Here is a 13,776-nt window from a genome sequence, read left to right as displayed (position 1 = left end):
ATCCCCATTTTATTGATGTTTTTTTCATCTGTTGTAAACAGCTATTACTGCCGGAGCCGCATGCCAAACTCTAATCACAATCTGGGCCGCCGTCGTTTATTACAGGGCGTTGCCGCCAGCTGGTTGCTGAGTGTGAGTCGCACGGGCTTCGCCGCGTCATCGCACGTGATCGCCGTGCGCGTCTGGCCATCCTCCACCTATACCCGCGTCACGCTGGAATCCAACGTCGAGCTGAAATACAAGCAGTTTGCCCTGACCAATCCCGATCGCGTGGTGGTGGATATCGAAGGCGTCCACCTCAACAGCGTGCTGAAAGGCATCGCCGGGCAGGTGCGCGCCGACGATCCGTATCTCAAGCAGGCGCGCGTCGGCCAGTTCGATCAGAATACCGTGCGGCTGGTGCTGGAGCTCAAGCAGAGCGTTAGCCCGCATATTTTCACGCTGGCGCCGGTGCCGGAGTATCGCAATCGCCTGGTGATGGATCTCTATCCGACCAAGGGCAGCAGCGGCGGCGAGGAGTATGATCCGCTGCTGGCGTTACTGGAAGATTACAACAAGGGCGATCTGGAGCGCACGCTGCCGCCGGAAGCGCCGCAGGCCGGCAAGGCGGGGCGCGATCGGCCGATCGTCATCATGCTGGATCCCGGCCACGGCGGCGAAGATCCCGGCGCTATCGGCAAGTACAAGACGCGCGAGAAAGACATTGTGTTGCAGATTGCCCGCAAGCTGAGCGCCATGATCAAGCGCGAGCCGAACATGAAAGTATTCATGACGCGCAACGAAGACGTGTTTATCCCGCTCAAGGTGCGCGTCGCCAAGGCGCGCAAGCAGCGCGCGGATTTGTTCGTTTCGATTCACGCCGACGCCTTCACCAGCCGCGCCGCGCGCGGTTCGTCGGTGTTCGCGCTGTCCACCAAGGGCGCCACCAGCTCGGCGGCCAAGTTCCTGGCGCAGACGCAGAACGCCTCGGACCAAATCGGCGGCGTCAGCAAGAGCGGCGACCGTTATCTCGACCACACCATGTTCGATCTGATCCAGACCGCGACCATCAACGACAGCCTGAAGTTCGGCAAGGAAGTGTTGAATCGGATGGGGAAAATCAACCGGCTGCACAAGAATCGCGTCGATCAGGCCGGTTTTGCGGTGTTAAAGGCGCCGGATATCCCGTCGATCCTGGTGGAGACGGCGTTTATCAGCAATATCGAAGAGGAGCGCAAGCTGCGCACCAGCCATTTCCAGCAGCAGGTGGCGGAGTCGATTCTGGCGGGCATCAAGGCTTATTTCGCCAACGGCGGCGCGCTGGCGAGCCGATAAACGCCCTCATCATTTTCTCACATGGCAACCTCCCGCTCGGGGGGAGGGATGTTGCCGCTTGAAATCCACCGCTGCGTATTTGCCCCCTCAACCCCCAGACTCTCACCCTGAGACTGCTCCTGCAAGAGAAAATCGGACCGACAACAAGATTGCGTGAACGGCAGATTGACAGTTAATAAAATTTATATTTTTATAAAAAATAAATTTTATGGCGATATGTCGTAAACGCCCCGACTCGTTTTTGCTGAACTGATGGGAGGCTCCGTGCCGCTAGAGACCCTGGAAGGAAAAAACGGTATTCAAACGATGATCGACCACGTGGGCACGCGCGGCCGCCAGATTCGTTTGCTGGTTTTGTGCGCGCTTTGCCTGATGTGCGACGGCTTTGATATTCAGGCCATGGGGTATGCCGGGCCGGCGATTCGGGAAGAGTGGGGGCTGGAAACCGCACGGCTCGGCCCGGTGTTCAGCGCCGGTCTGGCAGGCATCGCCATCGGCGCCTTCATGTTGGGCTGGCTTGCCGATCGGATCGGCCGCAGGCCCGCCATTTTATTGGCGACGTTGGTTTTTGGCGCGTTTACGCTCTGTTCGGCTTTTGCGCAGAATGTCGATCAACTGTTAGCGCTGCGCTTTGTGGCGGGCATCGCGTTGGGGGGCGTGATGCCGAACTGTATTGCGCTGGTTGTTGAATACAGCCCGAGCCGTCAGCGCGCGACCTATATCACCGCAATCACCTGCTTTTTTGCGATCGGCGGCGGGCTTGGCGGCATTGCAGCCGCCACGCTGATCCCGCCCTTTGGCTGGCGTGCCGTCTTTCTGCTCGGCGGCCTGTTGCCGATGTTGTTGGCGCTGGCTATGTGGTTCTATTTGCCCGAGTCCGCACAATGGTTGTTGAAATGCGGAGGGAAGGAGAGGGCGGTTCGCGCGCTGTTGCAGCAGATGTTCCCGTCACAGCGAGTGCGGGAGGTCGATCTCTCGGTCAGCCAGGCAGAAGCAACACCGGACAAGGCGAGCGTGCTGGATCTGTTTCGGGAGCGGCGGACGACGTTTACGCTGCTGTTGTGGCTGGTGAATTTTATGAACCTTATCGATCTGTACTTTCTGGCCAACTGGCTGCCCACCTTAATGCGGGACGCCGGCCTGACGTTGGAGACGGCGAATCTGGCTACCGGAACGTTACAGTTTGGTGGGGTGCTGGGTACGCTGGCCTTGGGGCGTCTGATCGACAAGTTTGGCGCCTACAGCGTGCTTATCACCGGTTTTTCCGTTGCCACGGTGTCGATAGCGGCGATCGGTGTTGATCCGAGCAATCTACTGCTGCTTTTCAGCGCCATTTTTATTACAGGTATTTTTGTTGTCGGCGGTATGCCGGGGGTGAACACGTTGGCGGCGGGCGGTTACCCGACCTTCTTGCGTTCAACCGGGCTGGGGTGGGGGTTGGGCATTGGTCGGGGGGCGTCGATGCTTGGCCCGCTCCTGGGAGCGGCATTGATCGCCCGACATTGGCTGGCGTCAGACCTGTTGTTGCTGGCGGCGGTGCCGGCGATGATATCGGCTATGGCGATAGCACTAATGTGGTGGAAAAACGTAAAAAATGATGACTGAGGTAAAACAGAGAGTGAAATACGAGAATTGATCGAGGATGACCGAAATTGGTTGCGGGGGCCGGATTTGAACCGACGACCTTCGGGTTATGAGCCCGACGAGCTACCAGGCTGCTCCACCCCGCGTCCGTCTTGGTGCTGTATTACTACGAACCACCGTGCATGTTATGCCGCTGGTACGACATTCGGTTGGTTGCGGGGGCCGGATTTGAACCGACGACCTTCGGGTTATGAGCCCGACGAGCTACCAGGCTGCTCCACCCCGCGTCCGTGTAATACTTTGTTATCGAAGCCAAACGCAAAATACCGCCGCTGCGGCATCGGTTGGTTGCGGGGGCCGGATTTGAACCGACGACCTTCGGGTTATGAGCCCGACGAGCTACCAGGCTGCTCCACCCCGCGTCCGATGGATGCGCACTATACTCTCCATGCGTTTTGTTGCAAACCCTTTTTGCATTTTATTGGCCTAAACCCGTTTTTCTGCTGAATTTGCCCGCAATTTGCCTTCTTTTTCATCACCATCCTCCGTGCGGCTTTTTTTATTTGCAGCGATTCCTTTATCAATGAGCGTTTGTTATCGTTCAGCCGGTAGATCATATCAGTTTGAGAGTGTGCGCGATGAAAGGACGTTGGGGCAAATACCTGCTGGGCGGGTTGATGGTGGCGGTGTTGGCGGGCTGTTCGTCCAAGCCGACCGATCGGGGTCAGCAATATAAAGACGGCCGTCTGGATCAGTCGCTGGAGCTGGTCAATCAGCCCAACGCCAAAGGTTCGCCGGTCAACGCCAAGGATTATTCGGATCAGCTGATGGAGATCAAGTACGCGTCGCCTTCGCTGTTCAACCGCAACAACGGCACCTATCAGGCGGTACAAAATTGGATGGCGTCCGGCGCTGACACGCGCATGCTGAGCCAGTACGGCCTCAGCGCTTACCAGATGGAAGGCGTCGACAATTACGGCAACGTGCAGTTTACCGGCTACTACACGCCGGTGGTGCAGGCGCGCTATACCCAACAGGGCGAGTTCCGCTATCCGCTGTACCGCATGCCGCCGAAGGGCAGGGGCCGCTTGCCGGATCGCGCGGGCATCTATTCCGGCGCGCTCGACGATCGCTATATCATCGCTTACACCAACTCGCTGATGGACAACTTCATGATGGAAGTCCAGGGCAGCGGCTATGTCGACTACGGCAACGGCCAGCCGCTGGTGTTCTTCGGCTACGGCGGCAAGAACGGCCACGCCTATCGCAGCATCGGCAAGGTGCTGATCGATCGCGGTGAAGTGGCCAAGGCGGACATGTCGATGCAGGCGATCCGTCAGTGGGCGGATACCCACAGCGCCGCAGAGGTGCGTGAGCTGCTGGAGCAAAACCCATCGTTCGTGTTCTTCCGCCCGGAAGCTTTTGCGCCGGTGAGAGGTGCCAGCGCGGTGCCGCTGATCGCCAAAGCCTCGGTGGCTTCCGACCGTTCGCTGATCCCGGCGGGCACCACGCTGCTGGCCGAAGTGCCGCTGCTGGACAACAAGGGTAAATTCACGGGAAAATACGAGATGCGTCTGATGGTCGCGCTCGACGTGGGCGGCGCCATCAAGGGCCAGCATTTTGACATGTATCAGGGTATCGGGCCGGAAGCCGGCCACTCGGCGGGGTACTACAACCACTACGGCCGCGTCTGGGTGCTGAAGAACAACGGCGGCGGTCAGCTGTTCAGCGCCAATCAGTCAAACGGCGGCGGTTCGTTGCTGGCCACCCGCTAAACGCATACGGCGTGAAAAGAGTGACCCGCAAGGGCCGGATTTTCCGGCCCTTATCATTTGCATTACGAAGGTAATTAAAGCGTTATGAGCACAGCTTATTCGGAAGCCTATCTGCAGCGTTTCGGCGGCACGGCGCGGTTGTACGGCCAGCAGGCGCTGGCGGTGTTCGCGCAGGCGCACGTCTGCGTGATCGGCATCGGCGGCGTGGGTTCCTGGGCGGCTGAGGCGCTGGCGCGCACCGGCATCGGCGCCATCACCCTGATCGACATGGATGATGTTTGCGTCACCAATACCAACCGCCAGATCCACGCGTTGCGCCAACACGTCGGGCAATCGAAAACCGAGGTGATGGCGGAGCGTATCCTGGCGATTAACCCGGAATGCCGGGTGACCTGCATCGACGATTTCATCACCCCGGACAACGTCGCCGAGCTGCTGGACCATAACTTCAGCTACGTCATCGACGCGATCGACAGCGTGCGGCCGAAGGCGGCGTTGCTGTCATACTGCCGCCGCTTCAAGATCCCGGTGGTGACCACCGGCGGCGCCGGCGGGCAGATTGACCCGACCAAGATCGAAGTGGCCGATCTGGCGAAAACCATCCAGGATCCGCTGGCCGCCAAGCTGCGCGAGCGGCTGAAGCACGATTTCAACGTGGTGAAAAACGGTAAGGGCAAGCTGGGCATCGACTGCGTCTTCTCCAGCGAGCCGCTGGTTTATCCGCAGCCGGACGGTTCGGTGTGCGCTTCACGCAGCACGGCGGAAGGGCCGAAAAGAATGGACTGCAGCGCGGGATTCGGCGCGGCGACCATGGTCACCGCTACTTTCGGCTTCGTCGCCGTGTCGCACGCGCTGAAAAAGATGGTGGCGAAGGCGGCGCGTCAGGCGTAACGGGCGGCGATCGCCTTGACGGCGGCGGCCAACGCTGCCAGGCCGCCGGCGCGGGTGGCGCTCAGCTGGGCGCGCAGCGCTAACCGGTCGAACAGTGCCAGCGGATCCAATGCGGCGATCTGCTGCGGCGTTTTCCCTTCCACTTCGGTCAGCAGCACCGCCAGCAGGCCGCGCACGATGCGGCCTTCGCTGTCGCCATAGAAGTGCAGCGTGCCGTCTTCCAGCAACTGGTGCCCCAACCAGACGCGGTTTTCACAGCCGCTCAACGCCATTTCTTCACTGCGCAGGGCCTCCGGCAGCGGCGGCAGCCGTTTCGCGAGCATAATCAGCTGGCGGTAGCGATCTTCCCACTGTTTCAGCGTGCTGAAGGTGGCGATCAACGCCTCGGCGGTGACCTCTCGGCCAAAAGGATGGGGGGCGAGCATAGCGTCTCCGGGAATCAAGTCAGTCGGCCAGCAGATCGAGGGCGTGAGTCAACGCGCTGACCAGCGTATCGACGTCCTGTTGCGTATTGTAGGGGGCGAACGACGCGCGCAGCGTGCCGCTGACGCCCAACGCCGCCATCAGCGGCTGCGCGCAGTGTTGGCCGGCGCGCAGCGCAATGCCTTGCTCCGCCAGCAGGGTGACGATGTCGCTGTGGTGTACGCCGGCGATGTCGAACGCCAGCAGGCTGGAGCCGGAGCTGCGGAAGCTGCGAAAGCCCGGCAACTGTGCCAGCCGCTGTTCCGCCTGGTCCGCCAGCTCGCGGCTGTAGCGCTCCGCCGCCGCCATGTCCTGCTCGCTGAGCCAGGTGAGCGCCGCGGCCAACCCCAGCACGCCGGCGATATTTGGCGTGCCGGCTTCGAAGCGATGCGGCGGCTTTTGCGGGGCAAAGCCGTCGAACGATGCCTGGGTCAGCATCTTGCCGCCGCCTTGCCAGGGTGCCATCTGCGCCAGCAGCTCGGCTTTGCCGTACAGCGCGCCGATGCCAGTCGGGCCATACAGCTTGTGGCCGGAAAAGGCGTAGAAGTCGATGTCGAGCAGCCGTACGTCGGCCGGGCCGTGAACCACGCCCTGTGCGCCGTCGATCATCACGCGTGCGCCGGCGGCATGCGCCATCGCGATCGCCGGCGCCAGATCCGGGCAGCCGCCGGTGACGTTGGACATTTGCCCCAGCGCCAACAGGTGGGTTTTGTCGTTGAGCAGGGTGGGCAGCTGCGTCAAATCCGGCAACCGATCGGCGCCGATCGGCAGTTTCACCACCCGCGCGCCGGTTTGTTCCGCCACCATCAGCCAGGGGATCAGGTTGGCGTGGTGTTCCGCTTCGCTCACCAGGATTTCATCGCCCGGCTGCAGACGCGGACGCAGGTAGCTCTGCGCCACCAGGTTGATCGCTTCGGTGGTGCCGCGCGTCCAGACGATGTCGTCGGCCGACGGCGCATTGATCAGCTGCGCCACCTGGCCGCGCGCCTGCTCGAAGCGGGCGGTCAGATCCTGCGCCGCCCGATGCTGGCTGCGGTGCACGGTGGCGGCGTCATCGCGATAAAATTGCTGCGTGGCGTCGATCACCGCCTGCGGTTTTAACGCGGTGGCGGCGCTGTCCAGATAGATGCCGTCCTGCGCGAGCGCGGGAAACTGTTGGCGAAAAAGGCTGGGGTTAAAAGGCGTCATACCCTGATTGTCACTGGCTTGAGTCGATGGGTGATCCTGTCCTATTTTGCCGCCGGAGACAAGCGATCCTGCCTATTAGGACTTATCGCCTGGCAAAATTGGGAAAGTTTGTTATGCTATTAAATGTGCGCTTATTAATCGCATCTATACACATAAAAGGTATTTATCAGCATTTAAAACTAAAAAGGAGTCCTCAATGAAGAAAACAGCCGCAGTTCTCTCTGCCCTGATGCTTACGTTCACCCTGGCCGCCTGTTCCAGCAACTACGTGATGCATACCAATGACGGACGCACCATTGTCGCTGACGGCAAGCCTAAAGTGGACAACGATACCGGCATGATCAGCTATAAAGACGCCAACGGCGTCGAGCAGCAGATCAACCGCGCCGATGTGAAAGAGATGGTTGAAAGCAACCAGTAACCGTCAGGCAAAAAAAAAGCACCGCAAGTTTTGCGGTGCTGTATAAAATCACTATGGACAGACAGGGTAAATGTACAGGAAGTGAAAAAACAGTAGCCTAGCTACCATGTCCGGAATCGCCGGACAATTTGCAAACACAACATCACAACCACAAGCCAAAAGTTCATCGGCGTCCTCGACACCCACTCCCTTTTCGTTCCGGCCCGGGAAGTGCCGCCACTATAGGTATTTGCTGGCGCATCCTCAACGGACAAATTATAATGGCTCGGATTAAAAAAACTAATGGCAATACGCCGTTAGCGTTTACCGATGGCTTGCCACACAAAGCCGCCCGATTTTCGGCGCCGAATCATTCGGATTAATGTTACACAAAAGTAGCTAATTTAATGTCTAAACGCTTACCTCCCCTCAATGCGCTGCGCGTGTTCGATGCGGCCGCTCGCCACCTGAGTTTCACCAAGGCGGCGGAAGAGTTGTTCGTGACCCAGGCCGCGGTGAGCCACCAGATCAAGTCGCTGGAGGACTTCCTCGGGCTGAAGCTGTTTCGCCGGCGTAACCGCTCGCTGCTGCTGACCGAAGAGGGGCAAAGTTACTACCTCGATATCAAGGAGATCTTCTCTTCGATCAACGAGGCGACGCGCAAGCTGCAGGCGCGCAGCGCCAAGGGGGCATTGACCGTCAGTTTGCCGCCGAGCTTCGCCATTCAGTGGCTGGTGCCGCGCCTGTCCGGCTTTAACTCAGCTTATCCGGGGATCGACGTGCGCATCCAGGCGGTGGATCGCGAAGAAGACAAGCTGGCGGACGACGTCGACGTGGCGATTTTCTACGGCCGCGGCAACTGGCCGGGGCTGCGCGCCGAGCGCCTGTATGCGGAATATCTGCTGCCGGTGTGTTCGCCGAGCCTGCTGACCGGCGATCATCCGCTGAAAACCGCAGAGGATCTGGCTTATCATACGCTGCTGCATGACGTTTCACGCCGCGACTGGCTGGCCTATACGCGCCAGCTGGGGTTGCAGCACATCAATGTGCAGCAGGGGCCGATCTTCAGCCATAGCGCGATGGTGGTGCAGGCGGCGGTGCACGGCCAGGGCGTGGCGCTGGTGAACAATGTGATGGCGCAAACCGAGATCGAAGCCGGTCGCCTGGTGTGCCCGTTCAACGATGTGCTGGTCAGTAAAAACGCTTTTTATCTGGTATGTCATGACAGCCAGGCAGAACTGGGTAAAATAGCCGCCTTCCGGCAGTGGATCCTGGCGCGCGCCGCCAGCGAACAAGAGAAGTTCCGCTTCCGCTACGAACAATAAGACCGGCCGCCGCCTTGCCGCGGCCGGTGATTTTAAATGGGATAAATCACGATGAGCAGCCGTTCCATGCTGGTTTTCGCCGCTATCAGCGGCTTTGTGTTTGTCGCGTTGGGCGCATTCGGCGCGCATGTATTAAGCGGCACGCTCGGCGCCAACGAAATGGCCTGGATCCGCACCGGGCTGGAGTATCAGGGGTTCCACACCCTGGCCATCCTGGCGCTGGCGGTCGCGATGCAGCGCCGCGTGAGCCTGTGGTTTTACTGGAGCGGAGCGCTGTTGGCGTTCGGCACCGTGTTGTTCAGCGGCAGCCTCTATTGCCTGGCGCTGTCGCACCTGAAGGTCTGGGTATACATCACGCCGGTTGGCGGCGTGTGCTTCCTGATCGGCTGGATATTGATGTTGATTGGCGCTTTGCGTCTGAGGAAAAAGGCCGAGCGCCATGAATAAGATTGCGTTGTACTGCCGCCCTGGCTTTGAAAAAGAGTGTGCGGCGGAGATCACCGACAAAGCCGCCCAGCGGGAGATTTTCGGTTTTGCGCGGGTAAAAGAGCACAGCGGTTACGTGCTGTTCGAATGCTATCAGCCGGACGATGCCGATCGCCTGGCGCGGGAAATTCCGTTCCGCGAACTGATTTTCGCCCGCCAGATGATCGTGGTGGGTGAGCTGCTGCGCGATCTGCCGCCGGAAGATCGGGTATCGCCGATCGTCGGCATGCTGATCGGCGTGGTTGACCGCGGCGGCGAGCTGCGGGTGGAAGTGCCGGACACCAACGAAAGCAAAGAGCTGATGAAGTTCTGCCGCAAGCTGACGGTGCCGCTGCGCGCCGCGATGCGCGAGCAGAAGGTGCTGATGGCGCGCGAGAACCCCACTCGCCCGGTGGTGCACGTGTTCTTCATCGCGCCGGGCTGCTGCTACGTCGGTTACTCCTACAGCAACAACAACTCGCCGTTCTACATGGGCATTCCGCGTCTGCGCTTCCCGGCCGATGCGCCGAGCCGTTCGACGCTGAAGCTGGAAGAAGCGTTCCACGTGTTCATCCCCGCCGACGAGTGGGACGAACGCCTGGCCAGCGGCATGCACGCGGTCGATCTGGGGGCCTGCCCGGGCGGCTGGACCTATCAGTTGGTGAAACGCAGCATGATGGTGCATTCGGTGGATAACGGCCCGATGGCGCCGAGCCTGATGGAAACCGGCCAGGTGACGCACCACCGCGCCGACGGCTTCAAGTTCGAGCCGAACAGCAGCAAGATCTACTGGCTGGTGTGCGACATGGTGGAGAAGCCGGCGAAGGTAACCAGCCTGATGATCCAGTGGTTGGTGAAAGGCTGGTGCCGCGAAGCGATTTTTAACCTCAAGCTGCCGATGAAAAAGCGCTACGAGGAAGTGTCGCAGAACCTGATGAGCATCCGCGAAGCGCTGGGTGCTGCCGGCGTCAGCGTCGAAGTGCATGCCAAGCAGCTGTATCACGACCGCGAAGAGATCACCGTACACGTGCGCCGCATGTGGTCGGCGGTGCCAGGGCGTCGCGACGAGCGCGATTAATCGCGTTAAGCCTGATGAAGGGCGCTGCTTGCAGCGCCCTTATGGTATCGGCAGGCGCAGCTGCTGCAGGTTGCCGTCCAGCGACAGATCGGTGCGCAGCGTGGCGACTTGTTTGCTGACGTAGGCCAGCTCGCGGTGTTGCTCCAGCTTGCCGCGCCATTTCTCCGGCACCTGTTCCAGCTGCTGATAGAGCCCGTCCAGGCTGCCCGACTGCTGCAACAGCAGCACGGCGGTTTTCGGCCCGATACCGGCCACGCCGGGGATCTTGCTGCTGCCGATCCCCGCCAGCCCCCAATAGTCCGGCAGCTGCTGCGGCTGCACGCCGAATTCCTGTTGCACGAAAGGCATATCCAGCCAGCGTTTCTGGAAGTAATCGCGGATCTGCACGTTCGGCGCCAAAAGCTGGCAGTAGCCTTTGTCGGTGGAGACGATGGTCACCTGGTGGCCGCCGCCGGCGACCTTCGCCGCCAGCGTGGCCGCCAGATCGTCCGCCTCGTTGCCGGGAGAATGCCAGCTGGCGACGCCCAGTTCGGCGAAGGCCTCGCGCAGCTGCGGCATCTCCTGCTGCAGGTTTTCCGGCATCGGCGAACGCCCGGCCTTGTAGTCCGGCAGAATTTGGTGACGCCAGCTGTCGCGGCGATCGTCCTCGTCGAAGACCGCCACCGCGTGGGTCGGGCGGCTGTGCTGGATCAACTGCTGCAGCGCGTGGCGGCAGGCGTTGACACAAGGGGAACCCTGCACGGCGTGAATGCGGCGGATGAGGTTCAGGGCGTCGACAATCAGTAGGTGTATCATCATGGGCGGCAAGGTCAAAAAACGGGGCGGCCGTTACGCCGCCCGGGATTGAGGGTCAGGCGACGATTTCGTAGCAGGGCACATAGGCGCTGCCCGGCAGCTTCATGCGGTGCTGGGCGACAAAGCCCTGCAGCAGGCTGTCCATCTGTTTCATCATCTGCGGCTCGCCGTGCAGCTTGTACGGGCCGAACTGCTCGATGGCGTGGATGCCGTTTTCCTTCACGTTGCCGGCCACGATGCCGGAGAACGCGCGGCGTAGCGCGGCGGCCAATTGCTCCGGCGGCTGGTTCGGATACAGGTTGAGGTTCGCCATGTTCTCGTGGGTCGGCTCGAACGGCAGCTGCAGATCCGGCGCGATGCGGATCGACCAGTTGAAGCTGTAGGCGTCGCCGGTGTTGCGGCGGTTTTCCTTCACCAGCGGCATGGCTTTCTTCATCTGCCGCGCCACTTCCGCCGGATCGTCGATGATGATGGTGTAGTGACGGCGCGCGGCATCGCCCAGCGTGTTCATGATGAACTCGTCCAGCACGCGGAAGTAATCGGCGCTCTCTTTCGGCCCGGTCAGGATCAGCGGCAGCACCTGTTCGCTGTTCTCCGGGTTCATCAGAATACCCAGCAGGTACAGCAGCTCTTCGGCGGTGCCGACGCCGCCCGGGAAGATGATGATGCCGTGCGCGATGCGCACGAAGGCTTCCAGGCGCTTTTCGATGTCCGGCATGATCACCAGCTCGTTCACCAGCGGGTTTGGCGGCTCGGCGGCGATGATCGACGGCTCGGTCATGCCGATGAAGCGGCTGTTGCGGTAACGCTGCTGCGCGTGACCGACCGCCGCGCCTTTCATCGGCGCTTCCATCGCGCCCGGCCCGCAGCCGGTGCAGATGTTCAGCTCGCGCAGGCCCAGCTGGCTGCCGACCTTGCGCGCGTACAGGTATTCGTTCTCGTTGATCGAGTGGCCGCCCCAGCACACCACCATATTGGGATCTTCATCCAGATGCAGCGTGCGTGCATTGCGCAGGATCGAGAATACCAGGTTGGTGATATGGGCCGAGTTTTCCAGGTTCAGGTGCTGGAAACGGCCGGCGCTGGCGATTTGGCCGTGTACGAACAGGATGTCGCGCAGTACGGCGAACAGGTTGGCCTGCAGCGAGCGGATGATGCGGCCGTCGACGAACGCCTCCTCCGGCGGATTGACCAGCTCCAGCTTCACCCCGCGTTCGCGGCGCAGCACGTTGATGTCGAAGGTTTCATAGCGTGACAGCAGCTGCTTGCTGTTGTCGGTTTGGCTGCCGGAGTTCAACACGGCCAGCGAACAGTTGCGGAACAGGCGGTACAGGTCGCTGCTGGCGGTACGCTTCAGCATGTCTACTTCCAGCTGCGACAATAAATCCATAGAGCCAAGCGGGCTGATGTGTGTAATCAAGGTAACTCCTTTGCACCCGGTGCGGGGCGGTAGTAATCCATACGCAGCAAAACAGCATCTCGTTATGGTTGGCGTGCTGCGGCGCAGCGGGCGCTCCGACCGGCCGCAGCCTCGTTTTAACCTTACCGCCGTCCCTGCGCTTTTACCAACATAAACCGCTCGTTAGCTCAGTTGTTGAGCAATGTTTCGCACTTATTGGCGCGCCAGGCGGCCGCGTTCGGGAGCGAATTCGACGTTGCTGCGCCACGGGTTGATATCCAGCCCGCCGCGGCGGGTGTAGCGGGCGTAAACCGTCAGGCTTTGCGGCCGGCAGTAGCGCATCAAATCGTTAAAGATGCGCTCGACGCACTGCTCGTGGAATTCGTTGTGGTGGCGGAAGGAGACCAGATAGCGCAGTAGCGCTTCGCGATCGATCTTGCCGCCGCGGTAGCTTATCTGCACCGAGCCCCAGTCTGGTTGATGGGTGATCAGGCAGTTGGACTTCAGCAGGTGGCTGACCAATTGCTCTTCCACCACCTCTTCACCGGCGGCGTTCAGCAGGTAGTCGGCGTTGAACTCATAATTGTCGATGCGGATATCCTGCTGATCGATGCAGTCGCCGGCCAGGCGGGCGATCGGCGTGCCTTCCAACTGCTCGACGCTGAACAGGGTGACGCTCACCTCGCCCTGGGCGCAGGCGGACAGATCGCGCTGCAGCGTGCTGCGCACCGTTTCCCAATCGGCGAACGGGGTTTGGTTGAAGCTGTTGAGATACAGCTTGAAGCTTTTCGATTCGATCAGGTTCAGGCTGTCGGCGTTGAGGCTGATTTCACCGACCGCCACCTGCGGCAGCCCGTTGGCGTTCAGCCAGGAGAGCTCGTACAGCGTCCAGATGTCCGCACCGTGGAAGGGGAGGTTATCGGGGTACAGCCCCAGCGGCTCGCGGTTCATGCTGCGCGGCACCGCCTGCAGCAGCGAGGCGTCGTAGCGATCGCGGTAGGCGGTGGGTTTGCCCAGCGTCAGCCCCGACAGGGCCTGGTGGTCTTGATATGAGGACATCTGCTGTCACCTTGGTCAGAGATAGGTACAATGGCCGTCAG

13 protein-coding genes and 3 tRNA genes are annotated in these 13,776 nt (G+C 60.7%); 8 read left to right on the top strand and 8 right to left on the bottom strand.

Annotated features, from left to right (window positions below; all coding sequences use genetic code 11):
• Positions 1-60 precede the first annotated feature (60 nt).
• Both amiC and ACJ8MK_RS16060 read left to right on the top strand, forming a co-directional pair.
• On the top strand, positions 61-1,314 hold the full coding sequence (gene amiC / locus ACJ8MK_RS16065) for an N-acetylmuramoyl-L-alanine amidase AmiC (protein WP_033635752.1): 1,254 nt from the start codon (positions 61-63) through the stop codon (positions 1,312-1,314).
• A 264-nt stretch (positions 1,315-1,578) separates the two neighbouring features.
• A complete protein-coding gene (locus tag ACJ8MK_RS16060; protein ID WP_165790358.1) occupies positions 1,579-2,919 on the top strand; it encodes an MFS transporter in 1,341 nt (446 codons plus the stop codon).
• 48 nt (positions 2,920-2,967) lie between these two features.
• Here the strand turns inward: ACJ8MK_RS16060 and ACJ8MK_RS16055 are convergent.
• The 3 genes from ACJ8MK_RS16055 to ACJ8MK_RS16045 form a co-directional block, all read right to left on the bottom strand.
• Positions 2,968-3,044 (bottom strand) — tRNA-Met (locus ACJ8MK_RS16055).
• A gap of 64 nt (positions 3,045-3,108) precedes the next feature.
• Positions 3,109-3,185 (bottom strand) — tRNA-Met (locus ACJ8MK_RS16050).
• 58 nt (positions 3,186-3,243) lie between these two features.
• Positions 3,244-3,320: transfer RNA gene (locus tag ACJ8MK_RS16045), tRNA-Met, on the bottom strand.
• Positions 3,321-3,536: 216 nt separating this feature from the next.
• On the opposite strand from ACJ8MK_RS16045, the gene mltA reads away from it, so the two are divergent.
• Complete coding sequence (gene mltA, locus ACJ8MK_RS16040) at positions 3,537-4,673, top strand: murein transglycosylase A (RefSeq protein ID WP_033635751.1); 1,137 nt, start codon at positions 3,537-3,539, stop codon at positions 4,671-4,673.
• A gap of 84 nt (positions 4,674-4,757) precedes the next feature.
• Entirely contained in the window at positions 4,758-5,564 is an 807-nt protein-coding gene (gene tcdA / locus ACJ8MK_RS16035; protein ID WP_004931886.1) for a tRNA cyclic N6-threonylcarbamoyladenosine(37) synthase TcdA, read from the top strand.
• On the opposite strand, the gene csdE is transcribed toward tcdA, so the two are convergent.
• Positions 5,555-5,989, bottom strand: a complete 435-nt coding sequence (csdE, locus tag ACJ8MK_RS16030; RefSeq protein WP_033649797.1) for a cysteine desulfurase sulfur acceptor subunit CsdE — start codon at positions 5,987-5,989, stop codon at positions 5,555-5,557. The genes tcdA and csdE overlap by 10 nt on opposite strands.
• Before the next feature lie 19 nt (positions 5,990-6,008).
• The gene (gene csdA, locus ACJ8MK_RS16025; RefSeq protein ID WP_432504026.1) at positions 6,009-7,214 is read right to left on the bottom strand and encodes a cysteine desulfurase CsdA; all 1,206 of its coding nucleotides are present in this window, start codon (positions 7,212-7,214) and stop codon (positions 6,009-6,011) included.
• Positions 7,215-7,410: 196 nt separating this feature from the next.
• Here csdA and ACJ8MK_RS16020 point away from each other — a divergent pair, with 196 nt between their 5' ends.
• The 4 genes from ACJ8MK_RS16020 (at position 7,411) to rlmM (ending at position 10,482) form a co-directional block, all read left to right on the top strand.
• On the top strand, positions 7,411-7,635 hold the full coding sequence (locus ACJ8MK_RS16020) for a YgdI/YgdR family lipoprotein (protein ID WP_025304050.1): 225 nt from the start codon (positions 7,411-7,413) through the stop codon (positions 7,633-7,635).
• 386 nt (positions 7,636-8,021) lie between these two features.
• Complete coding sequence (locus ACJ8MK_RS16015) at positions 8,022-8,939, top strand: transcriptional regulator GcvA (protein WP_025304049.1); 918 nt, start codon at positions 8,022-8,024, stop codon at positions 8,937-8,939.
• A gap of 51 nt (positions 8,940-8,990) precedes the next feature.
• Entirely contained in the window at positions 8,991-9,386 is a 396-nt protein-coding gene (locus tag ACJ8MK_RS16010) for a DUF423 domain-containing protein (RefSeq protein ID WP_004931896.1), read from the top strand.
• Positions 9,379-10,482 (top strand): 23S rRNA (cytidine(2498)-2'-O)-methyltransferase RlmM, encoded by a 1,104-nt coding sequence (rlmM, locus tag ACJ8MK_RS16005; protein WP_033635748.1) that lies wholly within the window; start codon positions 9,379-9,381, stop codon positions 10,480-10,482. The genes ACJ8MK_RS16010 and rlmM overlap by 8 nt, the downstream gene beginning before the upstream one ends.
• Positions 10,483-10,521: 39 nt before the next feature.
• On the opposite strand, the gene xni is transcribed toward rlmM, so the two are convergent.
• From xni to queF, 3 genes are all read right to left on the bottom strand, one after another.
• The gene (gene xni, locus ACJ8MK_RS16000) at positions 10,522-11,280 is read right to left on the bottom strand and encodes a flap endonuclease Xni (protein ID WP_197846804.1); all 759 of its coding nucleotides are present in this window, start codon (positions 11,278-11,280) and stop codon (positions 10,522-10,524) included.
• 52 nt (positions 11,281-11,332) lie between these two features.
• A complete protein-coding gene (gene ppnN, locus ACJ8MK_RS15995) occupies positions 11,333-12,697 on the bottom strand; it encodes a nucleotide 5'-monophosphate nucleosidase PpnN (RefSeq protein ID WP_019455737.1) in 1,365 nt (454 codons plus the stop codon).
• Positions 12,698-12,889: 192 nt separating this feature from the next.
• The gene (gene queF, locus ACJ8MK_RS15990) at positions 12,890-13,735 is read right to left on the bottom strand and encodes an NADPH-dependent 7-cyano-7-deazaguanine reductase QueF (RefSeq protein ID WP_033649800.1); all 846 of its coding nucleotides are present in this window, start codon (positions 13,733-13,735) and stop codon (positions 12,890-12,892) included.
• Between the last annotated feature and the right edge of the window lie 41 nt (positions 13,736-13,776).

Source organism: Serratia sp. CY38905, from assembly GCF_052168875.1.
Taxonomy (GTDB): domain Bacteria; phylum Pseudomonadota; class Gammaproteobacteria; order Enterobacterales; family Enterobacteriaceae; genus Serratia; species Serratia sarumanii.
This window is presented reverse-complemented; position numbering and strand designations above follow the sequence as displayed.